The organism is Desulfogranum aggregans (genome assembly GCF_055398265.1).
On the sequence record NZ_AP042447.1, the window covers coordinates 2,207,145 to 2,227,053 of the forward strand.

At 53.9% G+C, this 19,909-nt stretch carries 14 protein-coding genes; 12 read left to right on the plus strand and 2 right to left on the minus strand.

The window, feature by feature from the left end; translation table 11 throughout:
- Window position 1 precedes the first annotated feature (1 nt).
- Entirely contained in the window at window positions 2-409 is a 408-nt protein-coding gene (locus tag ACZ52Z_RS09880) for a 4Fe-4S dicluster domain-containing protein (RefSeq protein ID WP_464270570.1), read from the minus strand.
- Between the two features lie 777 nt (window positions 410-1,186).
- On the opposite strand from ACZ52Z_RS09880, the gene ACZ52Z_RS09885 reads away from it, so the two are divergent.
- From ACZ52Z_RS09885 to ACZ52Z_RS09920, 8 genes are all read left to right on the plus strand, one after another.
- Complete coding sequence (locus ACZ52Z_RS09885) at window positions 1,187-1,462, plus strand: 4Fe-4S dicluster domain-containing protein (protein WP_464270571.1); 276 nt, start codon at window positions 1,187-1,189, stop codon at window positions 1,460-1,462.
- Between the two features lie 63 nt (window positions 1,463-1,525).
- Entirely contained in the window at window positions 1,526-2,671 is a 1,146-nt protein-coding gene (locus tag ACZ52Z_RS09890) for a 2-oxoacid:acceptor oxidoreductase subunit alpha (RefSeq protein WP_464270572.1), read from the plus strand.
- Between the two features lie 3 nt (window positions 2,672-2,674).
- On the plus strand, window positions 2,675-3,526 hold the full coding sequence (locus ACZ52Z_RS09895; protein WP_464270573.1) for a thiamine pyrophosphate-dependent enzyme: 852 nt from the start codon (window positions 2,675-2,677) through the stop codon (window positions 3,524-3,526).
- A gap of 38 nt (window positions 3,527-3,564) precedes the next feature.
- Window positions 3,565-4,170, plus strand: coding sequence for a 2-oxoacid:acceptor oxidoreductase family protein (locus ACZ52Z_RS09900; protein ID WP_464270574.1), 606 nt, complete (start codon window positions 3,565-3,567; stop codon window positions 4,168-4,170).
- Entirely contained in the window at window positions 4,170-7,568 is a 3,399-nt protein-coding gene (locus ACZ52Z_RS09905; protein ID WP_464270575.1) for an FAD-dependent oxidoreductase, read from the plus strand. The genes ACZ52Z_RS09900 and ACZ52Z_RS09905 overlap by 1 nt, the downstream gene beginning before the upstream one ends.
- Entirely contained in the window at window positions 7,558-9,174 is a 1,617-nt protein-coding gene (locus tag ACZ52Z_RS09910) for a hydrogenase iron-sulfur subunit (RefSeq protein WP_464270576.1), read from the plus strand. The genes ACZ52Z_RS09905 and ACZ52Z_RS09910 overlap by 11 nt, the downstream gene beginning before the upstream one ends.
- A 21-nt stretch (window positions 9,175-9,195) precedes the next feature.
- The gene (hdrA2, locus tag ACZ52Z_RS09915; protein ID WP_464270577.1) at window positions 9,196-11,625 is read left to right on the plus strand and encodes a CoB-CoM heterodisulfide reductase HdrA2; all 2,430 of its coding nucleotides are present in this window, start codon (window positions 9,196-9,198) and stop codon (window positions 11,623-11,625) included.
- Between the two features lie 139 nt (window positions 11,626-11,764).
- Window positions 11,765-11,959, plus strand: a complete 195-nt coding sequence (locus ACZ52Z_RS09920) for a Trm112 family protein (RefSeq protein ID WP_464270578.1) — start codon at window positions 11,765-11,767, stop codon at window positions 11,957-11,959.
- Between the two features lie 226 nt (window positions 11,960-12,185).
- Here the strand turns inward: ACZ52Z_RS09920 and ppsA are convergent, their stop codons facing one another.
- Entirely contained in the window at window positions 12,186-14,636 is a 2,451-nt protein-coding gene (gene ppsA, locus ACZ52Z_RS09925; RefSeq protein WP_464270579.1) for a phosphoenolpyruvate synthase, read from the minus strand.
- A gap of 269 nt (window positions 14,637-14,905) precedes the next feature.
- Here ppsA and ACZ52Z_RS09930 point away from each other — a divergent pair, with 269 nt between their 5' ends.
- The 4 genes from ACZ52Z_RS09930 to ACZ52Z_RS09945 all read left to right on the plus strand — a co-directional run bounded on the left by ACZ52Z_RS09930 (window position 14,906) and on the right by ACZ52Z_RS09945 (window position 19,756).
- A complete protein-coding gene (locus ACZ52Z_RS09930; protein ID WP_464270580.1) occupies window positions 14,906-16,663 on the plus strand; it encodes a phosphohexomutase domain-containing protein in 1,758 nt (585 codons plus the stop codon).
- Window positions 16,664-16,772: 109 nt separating this feature from the next.
- The gene (nifU, locus tag ACZ52Z_RS09935) at window positions 16,773-17,609 is read left to right on the plus strand and encodes a Fe-S cluster assembly protein NifU (RefSeq protein WP_464270581.1); all 837 of its coding nucleotides are present in this window, start codon (window positions 16,773-16,775) and stop codon (window positions 17,607-17,609) included.
- Complete coding sequence (gene nifS / locus ACZ52Z_RS09940) at window positions 17,609-18,790, plus strand: cysteine desulfurase NifS (protein ID WP_464270582.1); 1,182 nt, start codon at window positions 17,609-17,611, stop codon at window positions 18,788-18,790. Before nifU ends, nifS begins: the two co-directional genes overlap by 1 nt.
- Window positions 18,791-18,820: 30 nt before the next feature.
- Entirely contained in the window at window positions 18,821-19,756 is a 936-nt protein-coding gene (locus tag ACZ52Z_RS09945; RefSeq protein WP_464270583.1) for an FAD-dependent thymidylate synthase, read from the plus strand.
- Window positions 19,757-19,909 lie beyond the last annotated feature (153 nt).

Consider the following 19,909-nt stretch of genomic DNA (forward strand, 5'->3'; position numbering starts at 1 on the left):
CCTAACTGGTCAATTTTCTGAACCCTGCAACCATTGCGATCTGCGGCAGTTCCGCGATCTGCTCTGCCGGCATCTTTGAAGGTTCAATGTAGTTTGTGTTTGTACGCAATGTCAGTTGTCGCAAAGCTTCCATGACTTTGGCAATATCAATCCCCCTCGGGCACTTGACGGTACATGCATGACAGGACGCACACTTCCAGTACGTGTTGATCGCTTCCAGTTTGGACTGCAGCCCAAACTGCGCCATATGCATTACTTTCCGGGGGCTGTACTCCATTTCCTCAGTCATGGGGCACATACCGGTGCAAGTGGCACACTGCATACAGAGTTTTACATTTTCTCCACTCAGTTCATTCAGTTGCTTGATCGACTCCTTTGAAAGAGTCCCTTCCTTGATTTGCAATGTCATTTTGATTCTCTTCCTGAAACAGTGAAATATCCTCCTCGCCATCAGAAGGTATTGTTGTCATCCTTCCTGCCGCGATGCAGCCCTGCTCCGCTCACCCCCGGAGAAAAGATGCGGCGACAGGCCAGTCCAAACAACAGACCAATTTGACTCAGTTCTACTTAACAAAAATATCAATTTCTTTCAATACGGTTTACTTGTATACATTTCAACATATTATGCATTAATAGTGAATGAGTCCTCATTCTATTTGCACGGTCCCTTTTCCACTGGCAACCACTGCTTCCTCTTTTTTCTCTTCCCAGCGCGTTGCAAGAGCCCATCAACCCTGCTCCCTGCCCTTAGCGGAGATCGCGATCAGCGAACGGACAGGTGCCGGAAAATACACAACAAAAATAAACAATTACAATGAAATACAGCCACAATTCACCCAGAAAGAGCACGCCAGGCCCCACAAAACCGCCGGTCCCGACAAAAACAGAGACACCGCCGCATAAACATTGCCGCTGTCTCGCAAAACTTCCTGGCCAGAAAAAATACCACTTGACACTTGCTTGCCTTGTAGGGTTTATTTTTGCGTCGTCCTGATCATGGTCAGGATAATCTCTCCCTCACTTCCGCCGACATGCATCAGGCAAGGCTCTACACTGCCCGTTTTGCCACCAAGGCCTTGCACGATAATCGTCGGAACAAATCAAAGAGAAGACAGACGACGCCCGTCTGTACCACAGAAGGTACAGAGCGGTTTACCTCACTCATCACCATCACCAGGGAGTCAGCATGGCATTCTGGCGTGAGCCGCTTGATGCTCAAGAAATCCAACCAACCAAGGGTATTGTCCACATCATCGAGGATCGATGTAAGGGATGCGGGTACTGCATAGAATTCTGCCCCAAAGAAATTCTCGCTTTTGCCGACAAGTTTAACAAAAAAGGCTACCACCCACCCATGACAATCAAGCCTGATGACTGTGTCAATTGCCACTACTGCGAAATCATCTGTCCGGAGTTTGCGATCTTCTCAGAGGAGGCCCCCGAAACTCAGGCCTCACAGTAACGCCAACCGGCATGGCTCGCGGACTACGCCCTTATCCAACCCCAGATATCCCGGAAATTGATTATGAAGCCAGCAGTTCGAACAGGAGAACACTACATCACAGGCGACGTAGCCTGCGCCGAGGGCGCCATTGCCGCCGGATGCACCTTTTTTGGCGCTTACCCCATAACGCCGGCAACGGAAATAGCCGAACATATGGCAGAACGATTACCCGATATCGGCGGCACATTTATCCAGATGGAGGACGAGATAGCGGCAATGGCTTCCATTCTCGGCGCCGCCTGGACAGGTGCAAAAAGCATGACCGCTACTTCAGGTCCGGGTTTCAGCCTGATGATGGAAAACCTCGGTCTCGGTGTCTGCACGGAAACTCCGTGTGTGATCGTCAATGTGCAGCGAACCGGACCGTCCACCGGGCTGCCGACACTCACCGGCCAGGGGGACATGATGCAGGCCAGGTGGGGTTCCCACGGGGACTATGAAATCATCGCCCTCGCTCCCACTTCGCCCCAGGATTGTTTCTACCACACCATTCGCGCCTTTAACCTCAGCGAAGCCTATCGGGTTCCGGTACTGGTCATGGCGGACGAAATCGTCGGCCACATGAGTGAAAAAGTCGTCATCCCCGAAGCCTCAGCCATCAAACTGGTTGACCGGCCGAAACCAAAGGGAAGAAAGGATCGCTTCAAGCTCTACCAGCCCGGAGCTAACGGTGTAGCCCCCATGCCATCCATCGGTGACGGCTACAATGTACATGTAACCGGTCTCACCCACGATGAACGAGGTTATCCTGCAATGGATGTGGAGGCCCAGGAACGGATGATGGCGACCCTTAAGGGAAAAATTCGCAACAATCTCGACGATATTATTGCAACCGAATCCTACCGTCTCGACGACGCAGAAATTGTTATCGTTTCCTATGGAGTTTCCGTCCGTACCGGCCTGACAGCCGTCGACCAGGCAAGAGAACTCGGATATAAAGCAGGCCTGCTGCAACTGGTGACGGTCTGGCCGTTTCCTGAGCAGCTCATCAGGGATATCGCCGAACGCGTGCGAGGACTTATCACCGTAGAGATCAACCTGGGTCAGGTCCACTACGAAGTCGAGCGCTGTGCCGGCGGCAAGGCTCCAGCGTATCTTGTCGGCAGTGCTGGTGGAAAGATCATCCATCCGGACAAGGTTATCAGCCTGATCAAGGAGGCATTCTGAACCATGACCAAAAATCCTAAAAAATACAAAAAACAGCCGGTCCATCCCCTTGACGATCTCATTCGCACCGACCGCATCCCGCACATATGGTGCTCCGGGTGCGGTATCGGGACGGTCTTCTCCTCTTGCCTCACGGCGATCAAGGCTACCGGCATACCTTATAACCGTTTTACCATGGTTTCCGGTATCGGCTGTTCGGCCAGGGGCGCTGGTTATGTCAAGCTTGACTCCTTTCATACCACCCATGGTCGAGCCATCCCTTTTGCCAGCGGCATCAAGATGGCCAATCCGGACCTGAAAGTGATCGTCTTCAGCGGCGACGGCGACCTGTTTGCCATTGGCGGTAACCACTTCATCCATGCGGCACGGCGTAATATGGATATGACGGTCATCTGCGTCAATAACCTCACCTATGGTATGACCGGTGGCCAGGTGGCTGCGACCACTCCCAATAACGCCAATACCACAACCACTCCGTTCGGTAACCCTGACGCACCGTTCAACCTGCCCCTCATGGCCTTTGCCTCAGGTGCGAGTTATGTTGCCCGGTGGACCATTCTCCATACCCGTGACCTCACCGATGCCATCAACGCGGCCATTGACAAGAAAGGTTTTTCTTTCATCGAAGTACTTTCCCCTTGTCCGATTAACTACGGTCGCAGAAACAAAGAAAAGTCTCTCGACACCCTGAAGCTCTACCAGGAAAAGACCATCATTAAAAATGGGGCCAATCCGGTTGATGCAGATATTGATTTCAGCAAGGGAGTCATCCTCGGCACCTTTGTTGATACGGACCGAAGTACCTGCGACGATATGTATGCGGCTGCCTGCAACCGCTCCTGTGTTGACGACTGAACGTTATTCCACCTTACATGCCCTGCAGACGGAGAAATATGAGCAACGCACACGACAAGACCACCCGGCAACAGGAGATTATTGTCACCGGATTCGGTGGCCAGGGGATTATCCTTGCCGGTAAAATCCTGGGGATGGCCGCTTCACTCGGTGACCAGAAGGAAAGCACCCTTGTTCAGGCATATGGTCCAGAATCCAGGGGTGGTGCCTGTAATGCACAGGTGATTATTTCCGATATTCCCATTCACTACCCCTATGTCCAGCATCCGGACATCCTTATCGCCATGTCCCAGGCTGGCTATGATAAATTTTCAAGCCAGCTATCAGCTGAGAGCACCTTGCTGACCGACCAGGATCTGGTCCCAACCGTTGACGCACCGTGCGCCAGTTACGCCATCAGCTCGACCAGGATGGCGGAGAAGCTCGGTAATAAAATGATGGCGAATATTATCATGCTTGGCTTTACCACTGCCATTACCGGCCTGGTGTCCATCGCCGCTGCCGAAAAGATGATTGCCTCCTCAGTGCCCAAAGGTACGGAGGAAAAAAATATTGAAGCCTTTACCAAGGGGTATGATTACGGCCTCTCCACACTGAAAGGCAAGACAAGAAAGGCCGCCGGAAAGACAGGAGCCATTGCATAATGACACGAGAAAAAGAACGTCTACAAAGAGTTATCGTTATTGGCGCAACCCCTGAAGGTATAGCGGCCGCCAACAAGCTGGGAGAGCTCGGGGTTGCGGTCACCCTGATTGATAACGAGCCGGATATTGACCAGAAACTGGCAGGCGACGCCTTCCGCCTTCAATCAGGCCTGCGCTACAACTATGCCTACCGCCCCGGATTGATTCGAATTATGCGCAACAGCGCCATACGCAGCATTCTTCCGGCAACCATCCACTCCATCAAACACACCCCCCAGGGGTTCAGTGTGGGTGTTACCCAGGAGCAGACTTTTGTCGACCCGGAAACATGTACCCTGTGCGGTAAATGCGCCGACGCCTGTCAGGTAACCACCAGTGAAGGATGCCGCCCCATCACCTTTCACTCGCGAGTCAGCCTGCCGGGGCGCCCCTTCATCGATAAGCGTCAACAGCCCCTGTGCCAGACGAATTGCCCTCTGGGAGTCAACGCCCAAGGGTACATAACCCTGGCAGCCCAAGGCAAATACCGGGAAGCACTCAATCTCATTCGTGAACGCAACGTGCTGCCCGGCATCTGCGGTCGAATATGCACCCACCCCTGCGAGGATGCCTGCCGTAGAGGAGACTTCGACCAGGCAGTTTCCATACGTTCCATCAAACGTTTTGTCGCTGACTACGTCGAAGGGGAAGGCCAGCAGGCGGGTTCACCCCTTGCAGGTCCGCCCACTGCCAAACGGGAGGAGCGGGTTGCTGTTATAGGCTCAGGTCCTGCCGGCCTGGCTGCAGCTGCCGACCTGGCCGGCCACGGATACAGGGTCACGGTTTTTGAAAAGGAATCCAAACCTGGCGGCATGCTCCGTTATGGCATCGGTGCCCACCGGCTCCCAGAACCGGTCATAGAGAGGGAAATAGCCTACATCCAAGCCCTGGGCGTTGAATTTGCTACCGACCAACCTATCGACATAGAACGGGAACTTGCAGGAATGCAGGAGCACTACCAGGCGGTTATCCTGGGCACGGGCACCTGGTTCGATCGCACACTGGGGGTTCCGGGCGAGGAAATGGAGGGCGTCGAAGGATGCCTGGCATTTCTTGGCAGCCAGGCGGTCCGCAATCGGGAAAACCTGTCCCACCAGGTGGCGGTTATTGGCGACGGCAATTCCGCCTTTGACCTGGCACGAACCCTTACCCGGATGGGTGCACAGGTAACTCTTATTTCCTGGTTTCCCGTTGACCAGATACCAGCTGACAGCGATGAGGTTCGTGAGGCGTGCGAAGAAGGGGTAAATATCATTGATCGCACCCAGGTTACGGCCTTTTTAGGCGAGGACAACAAGCTCCAGTCACTTGCGTGCCGAAAAACCGTCCCTGGTAATACAGATGCAAACGGCGTTGCCTGGCCGGTCATAGATGAGACCGCGGACCCCTTCACCCTGGAATTTGAGCACGCGATTGTTGCAGTCGGACAGGTGGGAGGGTTCGATCCCCAATGCGATAGCCTTCCATGCACTATCACGGATCGTGGTTTTATAGCTGCCGATTCCATGCAGCAGACTTCCTGCCAGGGCGTATACGCTGTCGGCGATGCTGTTTCCGGTCCCTCCTCTGTAGTTCATGCCATGGCCTCGGGCAAGCGCGCCGCAGACGCTATTCATGCTGCGTTCAGCGGCAAGCCCCCCCGCCCGCAGACTATTCGCCCACAGGAAAAACCACTCACCATCATCCCAGACGATATACCCCGCCGCAACCGGCAACCCATGGCCGAAAGGGCCGCCGCAGAGCGAAGTATCTGCTTTGCCGAAGTGGCTCTGGGGCTGAACGAAGAACAGGCGGTACAAGAAGCGCAGCGCTGTCTCCAGTGTGGCTCCTGTTCTGAATGTTTCCAGTGTGCCGAGGCATGCGGGGCCTTGCAGGCCATTAATCATCGGCAGGAGAAACAGGAGATAAAAGAACAGGGCGGAGTGGTGATAGTTGCCGATCCCTCCATGGCGCCCAATGTCAAAGGAGAAGATGTCATTCGCGCATATGGTCCCAAAGCCGCCCGTTCCGATGTGAGCGATATGACGGTACGCGGCTTTGCTGCGGCAGGCAAGGCAATGCTCTTGTTGGAAAAAGGTAATGGGAAAAAGACCAAGGGATATGGACTGGCCGCTGCTGCCCCTGATGCCGGTCTCGCCCCCGAATTACGCCTCGGCGTCTTTGCCTGTCGCTGCAACGATTCCCTTGGCTGGCTGGACAACATGAGCGGATACCTCAATCAACTCCAAGCCACCGACGCAACCATCGTCCACACAGAAGAATTGCCCGCTGCCTGCGTCCCCGAGGGTATTGATGCCATCATCAAAACCACCAGAGAAAAAGGCCTGACCAGGATTGTGCTCGCTTCCTGCGTCTGCTGCCCGCTCAATTTTGTCTGCAGTTCCTGCACCGATCAGCGCAGCCGCCTCAAAGATGGCCTGTTTCACGGCACTGGCATCAGCCGGTCCATGGTTGAGACCTCCAACCTGCGAGGAGAAATTCTCCGCTTAGTCGGCAACAATCCGCTCCTGGCCATCGAACGATTTCAGGGGCTGCTGCAGCGATCCATAGAGCGAGCAAAAATTCTCAAACCACTGCCGGCAGTGGACCGCAACTATAATTTTACCGCCGCAGTGATTGGCCATTCGGAAGCAACCCTCACCAGTGCCATGTACCTGGCCGAAACAGGGCACGATGTTTTTCGCTTCGGTACCAGTAAGCAGCCGCTGCAAGAGCCTTCCCCGCACCCGAATATTCACAGCTTTACCGGTTGGGACGTGCAGGCCCTCAGTGGCACCATCGGTGATTTTCAGCTCCTGGTCGAATCGGCAGAGGGACGCCAGGTCGTCAGGGCCGGAACGGTTATTCTCGGTGAAAAAGCTCGCCGCGCCCTCCCCTATACCCACCAGGAAGGTCTACCGACCTGCCGGGTTGAACCGTTAATTCAGGAAAAAAAGGTTTCGGGCATCCCCTTTGCCTATCCGTGTGCCACTTCTGTTCCCGGCCTTTTCCTTGCCGAACCCTCCGGCATCAACGTCTCCAAGTTGAAAAAAGGGGCGGCTGCAGCCATTATGGCGGCTGCGGCATTACCGCGAGGCCCGAGGCAAAGTAAAGGGTTCACGGTGGTCGTCGATCAAAAACTTTGCCGGGGGTGCGGCAGATGCACCGCAGTGTGCCCCTACCATGCCGTCACCTTTCATCCTCAGCAGACGGGTGGGTGGCATGCAACCGTTGACGAGGCGATATGCAAGGGGTGCGGCAACTGTATTTCCGTTTGCCCGACCGGGGCTGCCGACAGCCCCTACCGCAGCCGAGAATACCTTGAGCAGACTCTTGAGGAAATCTTAAGCAACCAGGACATTCATGAACATGCACAGTAAGACGTCTTCTCCCATCAAGATCATCCTGTTTCTCTGCAACTGGGGCGCCCACGCCGCCTATCAGACCTTGCAGGATGAGCAGCGCACCATACCCGATGAAGTGCACATGGTGCGCATTCCATGTACCGGCAGAATTGATCGCGCGCTCCTGCTCAAGGCCTTTGCCATGGGCGCTGACGGAGTGGCTCTCCTCGGTTGCGATCCGGGTACCTGCAGATACGGCACCGGAACGGCAACTGCGCAGCGCAACACTGCAGATACGGTCAGGATCCTCGACCTGATGGGACTTGGCAGTGACCGGCTTCGCTTTGCCTCCTTTCTTCCCGACGAATCCGACAAGCTGCTCAACTTTCTCTCTACCTTTCACCAGGATCTGCAGCAAAAAGGGCATACCGGCATTCTTCCGGCCAACGGAGCACGGGCCGAACGCAACCGACCGTTACCACTCATAGCCGCGCCCCGCCTGCAGGAGCTGGCTGCCAAGCATGACATTCATGCCTGCCAGGACTGTGGAAAATGCTCATCGGCCTGTCCACTGGCACTGATCGGCAAGCCTTTTTCCGCCCGCGGCATTGCCAATGCCGTCACCGCCGGCAACCTCAACGACCCGACAGTGCGGGAAAATGTATGGTCCTGCCTGACCTGCGGATTATGCCATGAACGATGCCCTTCGGCGGTCAACTTTCCTGCCTTTATTCAAGAACTGCGTGCTCTTTACACACAGGAAAAGCAGCACGGAGAGGAGACCCATGGTGGATTCCTTCACGCTTTGATGCGTTCCATGGCTTCACCTGACCTCTCACCCAGGCGGTGGCGACAGCTTCCCGGGGAACTGCAGGTTGACCAGCAGAGCAAAACCCTTTTTTACGGTGGATGTGCGCCTTATTATGACATCTTTTTCAACAAACACCTGGATGTGCAAACAGAGAAGATCCTGTTTGACGCCATCAGGCTGCTGAATTTTTTCGATGTACGCCCCCGTCTGCTTGAGGATGAACGCTGCTGCGGACACGACCTGCTGTGGTCCGGCGATCGGGAGTATTTTGATCGCATCGCCCGCCTGAACGTGGAAAGACTCAACGGGCTCGGTATTGAAACCCTGATCACTTCCTGCCCTGAATGTTACACGACATTTCATACCACTTATCCACAGCATGGGCTGGAGCTCAACTTCCAGGTTGTCCACCTCTACGATTACCTGGAAAAAGAGATCGATCGATCGGCTGTGAGTTTTCAGCCGTTAAGCAAACACTTTACCTTCCAGGATTCCTGTCGCCTCACCCGGCTGGAAAACCGGCCGGAACTCCCGCGCCTGTTGCTGGAGCGACTCGGCTCTGCAACATTTACCGAGGTCTCAGATTCAGGGAAAGCCGCCATGTGCTGCGGCAACAGCGCCTGGACCGGATGCGATGCCTATAGTAAGGCGATGCAGGTGAAAAGGCTTGAACAGGTACAGGCTACCGGTGCCGATCTGCTGGTCACCGCCTGCCCCAAATGCCAGATTCACCTTAAATGCGCCATGGAAGACCCGCTGCGACTCAACGATCTTACCATTGAAATGCAAGACCTTACCAGCGTCCTTGCCCAGAGCATACGCTGGAAGTAACCAAAGGAGTGGAGAACACACATGACCCCAACCAATTTCCAACAAGCAACGCCAGGTGAGCACAACAGCCCCCGGATCGGCGTCTATGTCTGCCACTGCGGGCTCAATATTGCGCAATCGGTTAACTGTCCACAGGTAGCGGCACGCGCGGCTGCAGCTGACGACGTCATCCTTTCCAAGGACATCACTTACGCCTGCTCTGAACCGGGCCAACAGGAAATAAAGCAGGACATCATCGACAACCAGCTGGACCGGGTAGTAATCGCCTCCTGCTCGCCCCGTCTGCACGAGCCCACCTTCAAACAGATGGTCCAGTCGGCCGGTCTTAACCCCTACATGATGGAAATGGCCAATCTTCGGGAGCAGTGTTCCTGGGTCCACATGAATGACATGGACCATGCCACCCGCAAGGCGGAAACCCTGGTGGACATGGCTATTTCCAGGGCTCGCCACCTTGACCCGTTGACCGAGGAAACCTTGCCGCTGATCAAGAAGACCCTGGTGATCGGAGGAGGTATTGCCGGCATCCAGGCCGCTCTTGACTTAGCCGACAGTGGCTACGAGGTGGTCCTGGTGGAAAAGGAACCCTCCATAGGCGGCATGATGGCTCGGCTGGACAAAACCTTTCCCACCATGGACTGCTCGATCTGAATACTCGGTCCGAAGATGACGGATGCCGGTCGGCATCCACGAATTACACTCCTGACCTTGAGCGAGGTCGTGGACGTGAAGGGATATGTCGGCAACTTTGATGTCAAAATCGTCAAAAAAGCCAAGTATGTGGATGAAAGCGCCTGTACGGCCTGCGGGGACTGCGCCGAGGTGTGCCCGGTGGTTCGTCCGGATGAATTCAATGTGGGACTGGCCTCACGAAAGGCTATTTACAGCCCCTTCCCTCAGGCCGTCCCCTCATCCTATCTTATAAACATCAACGAATGCCTCGGGCACAATCCGGCGGTCTGTTCCAAGTGCGTTGATGCATGCGCCAAAAAATGCATTGATTTTCACATGTCGGATGAAGAGATCACCGAACATGTGGGCTCCATCATCGTTGCCACCGGCCTCACCCCGTATGACCCTACCGAACTGGATGAGTACGGCTACACACGTTTTGAAAATGTCCTGACCAGTCTGGAATTCGAACGTCTGGTCAATGCCGGGGGACCGTCCCAAGGGGCACTTATCCGGCCGACGGACAGAAAACGGCCAAAATCGGTGGGATTCATCCAGTGTGTAGGATCCAGGTCACTGCGAAAAGGGGCTCAGTACTGTTCCAATATCTGCTGTATGAATACCATCAAGTCCACCCTGGTGCTCAAAGAACACTATCCGGATATGGAGGTGAAGGTCTTCTATATCGATATTCGCGCCTTTGGCAAGGGATTTGAAGACCTTTACACTCGAAGCCGTCGGATGGGCGTGCAGTTTGTGCGCGGACTGCCAGGTTCGCTGGAAGAAAATGCCGACAAATCCATGCGGGTTGCAGTGGAAAACAGCGCCACCGGCAAGCTGGAATATCATGAGCTGGATATGCTGGTGCTCGCCCAGGGCATAGAACCAGCTCCCAGCACGCAGCGTCTACAGGAGATGATGGGGCTGCAGCTCACCCCGGACGGCTTTTACCTGGAAGCCCACCCGAAGCTCCAGCCGGTGGATGCAGCCACCCGCGGCATATTCTACGCCGGGTGTGCCGAAGGCCCCAAGGACATCAAGGAGAGCGTCACCCAGGCCTCTGCGGCGGCTGTCAGGGCCATTCGCCTGATGCATAAAGGAGAGATCACCACCGAACCGATCACTTCGGAAATCATTGTTGAGCAGTGCAAAGCCTGCGGCAAGTGTGCGGAGGTCTGTCCTTATAACGCCATCAGCGTGGATGTCAAACTGAAGAAGCCGGCCGTGGTCAACTCTGCGGCGTGCGCTGGGTGTGGCACCTGCGCCGCAGAGTGCCATTTTGACGCCATTTCCATGAACCATTACACTGACCAGCAGCTCCTCGGCCAAGTGGACGCCATGCTTGCCACTGAACCGGAAAGCAAAATTCTGGTCTTTGCCTGTAATTGGTGCTCGTATGCCGGGGCTGACTATGCCGGGGTATCCAGGTTACAATACCCGACCAACGTCCACCTGGTACGCGTCATGTGCTCGGGCAGAGTGGATGAAAAATTCATCTGGGAAGGATTTCGAGCCGGAGCACCAGTGGTCTTGGTCAGCGGCTGCCATATCGGCGACTGCCACTACATTGACGCCAACCACTGGACCGAAAAGCGTATCAATCGGCTCCACCGAAAAATGGAACGCCTTGGCATCCGCCCGGAAAGGCTGCAGCTTGAATGGATCAGCGCTGCCGAGGGCATCCGGTTTGCGGAAAAGATGAAGGTCATGGAGGAACTGAGAAAAAGCGTTACCCCTAGAGAAATAACCGACACCATTGAACTGTTGTCCAATCTCTAACCAGGTTGCGGGAAAATATTGCCTCGCCCGGAAGAAAGTGTATAGTCTTCCACACAACGGTTGAACAATGCCGTTGTGTGGAGGGGCCAGCTCTATACATCCGGGGCTGAGTCAAGACTGAATGAACCGATGATGAACAATGGTGAAAAAAGAACTGCTGGATATCCTGGCCTGCCCCCAATGCAAAGGGCCGGTGGAAATAAATAACACCCAAACCGGTCTGATATGCCGCAATTGCAAGCTGCTCTATCCTATCAAGGAAGATATCCCGGTCATGTTGATCGACGAGGCCGTTTTGCTCGATAAAGAGGATGGCCCTGCTGCCGACATGTAAATCGAATGATCGCTTTTCCGCTGAATGAGCGCACTCTAGTGCCTCCATTTGTTGTGGAAACAAGCTGCGAAGCCTGACCCTTCAATTGGTCATCAGGCAGAGAGGGCCAAGCGCATCAGCCTCCTGCTGGGAGCGGTTAGCAGGGCACAAATGCAATAATGGCCCGGTCGTAACAACCGGGCCATTATTACTCGTACCATCACTGTTACGGACAGTCCCTTGGCTTTCAGGGAGAAACCCCCATCTCTTTTTCTTTTTTCGCAATTTCAAGCCGGGTCTTTACCACTGTATCAGAGACCAGACTGATGGAATCGATTCCCTGCTCAACCAAAAAAGTGGCAAAGTCGGGAAAATCAGACGGTCCCTGGCCGCAGATACCTATCTTCCGCCCTCTTCTTTTGGCGGTCTCGATCACCATTTTTATCATGGTTTTCACGGCTTCATTGCGTTCATCATAAATATGGGAGACCAGGTCGGAATCCCTATCCAGACCAAGGGTGAGCTGGGTCAAGTCATTCGAACCGATGGAAAACCCATCAAAAACATCGGCAAAGGCGTCAGCTGAAATCACATTAGAGGGAATCTCACACATCACATACACCTCCAGCCCGTTTTCCCCTTGAACCAGGCCAAATTCGCGCATCACCTCAATGACCCGTCGTCCTTCCTCCGGAGTCCTGCAAAAGGGTACCATCAACTTGATGTTTTCAAACCCCATATCATTTCTTGCCTTGAGCAGCGCCTTGCACTCCAACTCAAACGCTACCTTGTAGCGGTCATCGTAATAGCGTGAGGCGCCGCGCCACCCGATCATGGGGTTGGATTCTTCCGGCTCGTAGAGATACCCGCCGATCAAATTAGCGTATTCATTGGATTTAAAATCCGAAAGTCGGACAATAACATCCCGCGGGTAAAATCCTGCTGCTATCCGCCCAACGCCCTCTGCCAGTTTATCAATAAAATACTGCCGTTTATCTTCAGGATAGGCGGAGGTTGTGTAGTTAATATCTTCAATGACATCCCATATTTCCTCATCATCCTTGGCCTCTTCGCAGAGTTCCTCATAGTTGTACAGGGCCAGCGGATGAATGCCGATATGGGCATTGATGATAAACTCCTCACGAGCCAGGCCGACCCCGTCATTGGGGATCTGTCCTTCGACAAAGGCCTTTTCCGGCAGCCCGACGTTCATCATCACCTTCGTCCGGGTGGGAGGGATATTGTCAAGGTCCAAGGTTTCAATCGTGTAGTCGAGCAACCCATCGTAGATATAGCCTGTTTCTCCCTCGGCGCAAGAGGCGGTTATTTCCTGTCCCTCTTGAATAACCTCGGTCCCGTTCTCAGTGCCGATCACGCAGGGGATACCCAGTTCCCTGGAGATAATAGCCGCATGGCAGGTACGTCCGCCACGGTTGGTCACAATAGCACTGGCAATTTTCATGATCGGCTCCCAGTCCGGATCGGTCATGTCGGTCACCAGGACCTCTCCAGCCTGAAAATCGTGAATCTGGCTTACATCATGTAAAATCCTGGTAGCGCCCTTGCCGATTTTGGCCCCAACCGCCTGGCCACTGGTCAGCACCTGCCCTTTTTCCTTGAGCAGATAGGTTTGCATGGATTTCTTGCTGGCCTGAGAGTGGACGGTTTCAGGACGCGCCTGCACAATAAACAGTTCACCGGTGCCAACGGTCTCGCCATCACCGTCTTTTGCCCATTCGATATCCATAGGCCTGCCGTAATGGTCCTCAATAATGCAGGCCCACCGGGCGAGCCGCAGGATGTCCTCGTCACCCAGGACATACACGCCTCTCTCGGCCGCGGTTGTCTCTACATTCATCACCGGCTCTTCTGCATCCGGGTCGGTACTATAGACCATTTTTATTTCCTTGGTTCCTACCCGTTTACCGACAATAGGCCGTTTGCCCTGCTTGAGGGTAGGTTTGAACACATAGTATTCATCCGGACTGACCGCACCCTGGACCACATTTTCTCCTAGTCCCCAGGCAGCGGTAACAAAGACCGCATCTTCGAATCCGGACTCCGTATCAATGGAGAACAACACTCCTGAGGAGGCAGAATCGGAACGGACCATCTTCTGCACCACAATGGAAAGATACACGTCAAACTGACTGAACCCCTTGTCATGACGATAGGAAATGGCCCGATTGGTGAAGAGTGAGGCAAAGCAGCGCTTGCAGGCATCGATCAAGGCTTCTGGGCCGCGAATATTGAGGTAGGTATCCTGCTGACCGGCAAACGATGCGTCCGGCAGGTCTTCAGCCGTTGCCGACGAGCGGACCGCCACATCCACCCCCTTGCCATATTGTTCTTCCATTTTTCGATAGGCATCAATGATTGCCACCCGCAAATCATCGGGAAAAGCGGCGTTACGGATAATTTTCCGCACTTTTGCTCCACGTTCCTGCAGGTTGTGGAGATCATGCGTATCAAGCCCCTGGAGGGCCTCCCGAATAGCCTCTTCCAACCCGGCATCCTTCAGCAGGTGTTGATAGGCATAGGCGGTAACGGCATATCCATTGGGTACGGCAACCCCCTGGTTGTGCAGGTGCTGATACATTTCTCCCAAAGAGGCGTTTTTTCCGCCGACCAAGGGTACATCATTTATGCCGATTTCATCAAACCAGAGAATAAGCTCCTTCGCGTGTCCTGTTTCCATTTTTTCCTCACTTCAGTATTGCAACTCCACCGCCTGCCCGCTGCTGCAGCGGCAGTCCCAAACATAATCAATACTCGGCCCCGCAGTGCGGTCTCCAGGGGGAATCAACCCGGAGCGGTGAAATGTCTTATCACTCCCTGCCCCATCTGGGACAGCCACGTGTTGCCAATCTCAGGGTGAAGCAGTATACTTTATTGCTCGATAGCATAAACAGGATGAAAATACTCGGATTAAATACAGTTCAACGTCACAATCCAAGAGGTATGCAGATGACCAACGAAGCACATGCGACTGCAATCACAGCCCGGCACATTGTCCCAGGAAACCATGCTGCCAGCGATTACTTCGCTGCAATCAGCGAACTGGTAACGCTTCGACAGGCATCCGTAGACGCCTCATCAAGCGCAATATGGCAGGATGCCATCGATGCGGTCTATGCGATGCTGAGGCAAGAGATGGTAAGCAATGCCTCGCAACCGGTTACTCCGGTAAAATTCGGCACTTCAGGATGGCGAGGTATCCTTGGCAAAGACATCTTTGTCTCTTCGGTAGCCACTGTCACCTGCGCCATCCTCAACCTGTTCCGCCAAGCCGGCGATCACCCGGAACTAGCCGAGGCATTAGATGGTATCGATTTTCACACCATGCAGGAACGCGGCTGTGTTGTCGGCTTTGACAACCGATTTGGCGGCGACCTCCTGGCCCTTGCTGTGGTCAATGTACTCGCGCACAATAAAATAAAGGTGTTCTATGCCGGGGAATCAACAACCGGTGCGCTCTCCGCCGCGGTGCTCGAACTTGGGGCCGCCTTCTCCATCAACCTGACGCCTAGTCACAATCCCATGCAGTACGGCGGTTTTAAATTCAATGCTGCCGATGCCGGCCCGGCGGCGGCTATTCTGACAGATACCATCACGGCTACCGCCAGGGAATACCTCGAGCAAGGCACCAATCCTTATCTGCCGGACAACGCCGACCTGTTGACTCCGTTGGAAGACCTTGACAATATTGCCCGGCAAGACGCACTGACCAGCTGGCAGCACCTGGTGGAACGCAACACCCCCCGCCACGGCATCGCCTACAGGCAGCTGCTCACTGACCTGGCAGAGCGGCAGGATCTGGTGATCTGTGTTGACTCTGTCCATGGCGCATCCAGAGACTACATCGAACGTTTGCTCGGCAATCCGCCACCAGAACGCCTGGTCCTGCTGCGCAATACGAACGACCCCACCTTCGGCGGTATCGCCCCGGAACCCTCGTCAGCCAACATGCAACCGGTGCTTGCAGCGCTGAGCAGCCACCCTGCGCCCCTTAAAATTGGCGCTGTCATTGATCCTGATGGAGATCGCATTCGATTCACCGATGGAGAAACGGAAATATCCATGAACCAATTCGGTGCCATGGCCTACCATTTTCTCCACGAAGTGAAGAAGAAGCAGGGGATGGTTGCGAAAACGGTTGCCACCAGCAACCTGGCAAATGCCATCGCATCCGCCCTGTCCGAGGAAACCTTTGAGCCCAGGGTTGGCTTTAAGGAGTTCAAGCCGGTTATGGGCAACGCCCTTGTTTTTTTTGAAGAGTCCGACGGAATCTCCATCATCGGGCACACCCCGGAAAAAGATGCGTTTATCGGCCTTATTCTGGCTGTTGACATGGTGCTTACCCTTGCCAAGCCCCTGGGGCACTACCTTCACCACATCGAGGACACTTACGGGCATTATTATCCGGACAGGGATGGTATAACCGTCAGCCAGAGCGGCCATGAACTCATCGAAACCCTTGGGCAACTCAAAAAATACCGGCAGGACAGTGAAGTGGTTGTTGGTGAGCGTACCAAACGGATTGCTCAGGTGATTGATATTGACGGTCGAAAGATGATCTTTGAGGACGGATCATGGATCATGATTCGTCCATCGGGCACCGAACCCAAAGTACGATTTTATGTGGAAGCACGTAATCCCCAGGAAACGGCCGCCCTCGTAAAAAGTGCGCATTCCATGCTTGCCGAAATAGGACTCCTGCCATAATGTTACCGGGGTAATAGAATAAACGAAGATTTCACCACCGTATCCAGGTGGCTGTCCTTCTCTGCCCGACCGTTTTTTTGTCAACAATACTAACATAGAGATTTACATCATGTGGGATTATACGGATAAGGTTCAGGAACATTTCATACACCCGAAAAATGTCGGAGAGGTTGAAAATGCGGACGGTGTCGGCAATGTTGGCTCCCTGGCGTGCGGGGATGCGTTGAAATTGACCATTAAAGTCGACGAGAATAACATTATCACCGATGCAAAATTCAAGACCTTCGGCTGTGCCTCGGCCATTGCCAGCTCCTCGGTGCTCACAGAAATGCTCATAGGCATGCCCATCGACAAGGCAAAAAATATCAGTAATGACGATATTGCTCAGGCCCTTGGAGGACTGCCCAAAGAAAAAATGCATTGTTCAGTCATGGGACGGGAAGCGCTTGAAGCAGCCATCGCCGACTATACCGGCGCCATACTGCCTATGGCCGAAGGAGAGGTGGTGTGTGAGTGTTTCGGCGTAACCGACCTGGAAGTGATCCGTGCGGTAAAGGAAAACAACCTGCGCTCGGTGGAGGAAATAACCAACTTCACCAAAGCCGGCGGTGGATGCGGAAAATGCGAGGACACCCTGCGCGGGCTGTTGCTCAAAACAGTTGAGGATTTGCCGGTCGCTCAACAATCGGATGCAGGGAAAAAAAGAATGACCACCCTGCAGAAAATCAAACGTATTGAGGAGGTGCTGGAGCGGGAAATCAAACCTACGCTGAAAAAGGACGGCGGCAGCATCGAGCTGATTGACGTGGACGGTGATTTTGTGCTGGTTTCTCTACGCGGAGCGTGTTCAGGTTGCCATTCATCGCAGACGACGCTCAAAGAGTATGTCGAGAAAAAATTGCGGGAACAGGTACTTGATACCCTGATTGTAGAGGAGGAGAAATAATGCAGTGCAGCCCCGATGATGTCGTTTACATGGATAACAACGCCACCACCCGAATTGCTCCCGAGGTAGTGGAGGCAATGATGCCCTTTCTCACCGACTACTATGGTAACCCCTCCTCGATGCACACCTTTGGCGGCCAGCTCGGTCAACCGGTCAAACATGCCCGCCAGGCTGTCGCCGATCTCATAGGCGCCGATCCTGAAGAGATTGTATTTACTAGCTGCGGTACCGAGAGCGATTCAACAGCGATCCTCTCTGCTCTGCAAATCAATCCCGAGAATCGTCACATCGTCACCACACGGGTGGAACACCCGGCAGTAAAAAGCCTGTGTGAAAACCTTGACAATCTCACCGGCCACAAGCACCGCATCACCTGGCTGAAGGTGGATGCCGACGGCATGCTGGACATGGAAGCCTACAAGGAATGCCTCACCGATGAAACCGCCATCGTCAGCGTGATGTGGGCCAATAATGAAACCGGAGTCATCTTTCCTGTAGAGGAGATGGCGCAGATAGCAAAAGAACGAGGTATTCTTTTTCATACCGACGGTGTCCAGGCGGTCGGCAAGATCCCCCTCAATCTCCGGGACACGGCGATTAATTTCCTCTCTCTTTCAGGGCACAAGCTGCATGCCCCCAAAGGCATAGGCGTCCTTTACGTAAAAAAAGGAACGCCCTTTATACCGTTTCTTAACGGAGGACATCAGGAGAACGGTCGCAGGGGAGGCACTGAAAATGTGGCTTCCATCATTGGGCTTGGTCGGGCCTGCGAACTTGCCCAGGGGATGATCGCAGAAGAAAACACCAGGGTGCGCGCCCTCCGCGACAAATTGGAAAAGGGACTGCTGAGTAGCATTCCACGTTCCCTGTTGAACGGCCATACGGAGCAGCGTTTGCCCAACACCACCAACATCAGTTTTGAATATGTAGAGGGGGAGGCGATCCTCCTGCATATGAATCAGTTCAATATCTGCGCGTCATCGGGCTCCGCATGCACCTCAGGTTCACTGGAACCTTCCCACGTCCTGCGCGCCATGGGCGTCCCTTTTACCGCGGCCCACGGTTCAATCCGCTTCAGTCTGTCGACCTACAACACGGAAGAAGATGTGGATTTTGTCCTGGAAAAAATGCCGACAATCATAAAAAACCTACGCGAGATGTCTCCCTTCTGGGAAGAATAAACCGCTCCTCCTGCACATTCGATCAACCCGATGATAATCACCAAGCCGTCGTATACCATCCTGCATGAACTTGATCGGCAGAGCCTCCCCGTGCGCATCGAGTACAGCGGCAGGATCTGTTATAAAAGCGAAGACCGCATTGATGAAACTTCAGCCATTCCCTTTGTTCGTAAAATGGCTCACCACGGGCACAATTCGGTGCTGGAGATGGGGGTTGCCACCTTCAGACTGCAAGGATTGAGCAGTGAGCAGATTACCGCCTTCTTCCTCTGTCAGCCGAAATTTTTGCATATTACCAGGGAGAAGGGCGATACGCTGCTGATCACCGGGTCTATCCGTGCGTACCGAGAGATGCTGCTCGCTCACCCTCAAGATACCATCACCACTGCCATTACCAGCTATCTTGCCGCCCATCATCCCTACTTTTTTGAGACCATTCTCCCAGATGACGGGACCTCATTGCCATCGGAGAGTATCACGCTGACCAAGCTGCCCCTTGAACAGGTCGAGCAATTGGAAGACCAACAGCTCGCTCTGCACCGTTTTCTGGGCGTCCGGTTCATCGTCAACCGGGCGGTCACCCATGAACTGGTCAGGCACCGTCCATGCGCCTTTCTTCAGGAAAGTCAGCGCTATTGTCGGTATGCGGATGAACGGTTCGGCAATGAGGTGACCTTCATTCAACCCCTCTTCTATGCAGAGGGCAGTTCCGAGCTTGCGGCATGGAAACAGGCCATGGAGCAAACGGAAAAGATTTATTTCGACCTGCTCAATACCTCCACAGCGCAGGCAGCAAGAACGGTATTGCCCAATTCCTGTAAAACCGAAATAATCGTTTACACCAACCTTGCCCAGTGGCAGCATATTCTCGCCCTGCGAACACCTACAAATGCCGATCCCTCGATGCGGGAAGTAATGGTCCCCCTCCAGCAAGAATTACAGGCCCTTTATCCAACACTGTTCTAACCGGTCTTCTTCACTGCGTAATTTTCCGGCATGCAACCGGAAAATTACGCACAGCGGTTCCTCTCCAATTCCTCTGTGCTCGCCCATTTCATCGAAAGAAAGGAATCATTCCTTTTTTTGACCATCTATTTCATTTGTAGTATGATGGTCCCA

Coding starts and splice junctions, on each gene's coding strand:
- ACZ52Z_RS09880 (WP_464270570.1), bottom strand. CDS start 409: ATGACATTGCAAATCAAGGAAGGGACTCTTTCAAAGGAGTCGATCAAG.
- ACZ52Z_RS09885 (WP_464270571.1), top strand. CDS start 1,187: ATGGCATTCTGGCGTGAGCCGCTTGATGCTCAAGAAATCCAACCAACC.
- ACZ52Z_RS09890 (WP_464270572.1), top strand. CDS start 1,526: ATGAAGCCAGCAGTTCGAACAGGAGAACACTACATCACAGGCGACGTA.
- ACZ52Z_RS09895 (WP_464270573.1), top strand. CDS start 2,675: ATGACCAAAAATCCTAAAAAATACAAAAAACAGCCGGTCCATCCCCTT.
- ACZ52Z_RS09900 (WP_464270574.1), top strand. CDS start 3,565: ATGAGCAACGCACACGACAAGACCACCCGGCAACAGGAGATTATTGTC.
- ACZ52Z_RS09905 (WP_464270575.1), top strand. CDS start 4,170: ATGACACGAGAAAAAGAACGTCTACAAAGAGTTATCGTTATTGGCGCA.
- ACZ52Z_RS09910 (WP_464270576.1), top strand. CDS start 7,558: ATGCACAGTAAGACGTCTTCTCCCATCAAGATCATCCTGTTTCTCTGC.
- ACZ52Z_RS09920 (WP_464270578.1), top strand. CDS start 11,765: ATGGTGAAAAAAGAACTGCTGGATATCCTGGCCTGCCCCCAATGCAAA.
- ppsA (WP_464270579.1), bottom strand. CDS start 14,636: ATGGAAACAGGACACGCGAAGGAGCTTATTCTCTGGTTTGATGAAATC.
- ACZ52Z_RS09930 (WP_464270580.1), top strand. CDS start 14,906: ATGACCAACGAAGCACATGCGACTGCAATCACAGCCCGGCACATTGTC.
- nifU (WP_464270581.1), top strand. CDS start 16,773: ATGTGGGATTATACGGATAAGGTTCAGGAACATTTCATACACCCGAAA.
- nifS (WP_464270582.1), top strand. CDS start 17,609: ATGCAGTGCAGCCCCGATGATGTCGTTTACATGGATAACAACGCCACC.
- ACZ52Z_RS09945 (WP_464270583.1), top strand. CDS start 18,821: ATGATAATCACCAAGCCGTCGTATACCATCCTGCATGAACTTGATCGG.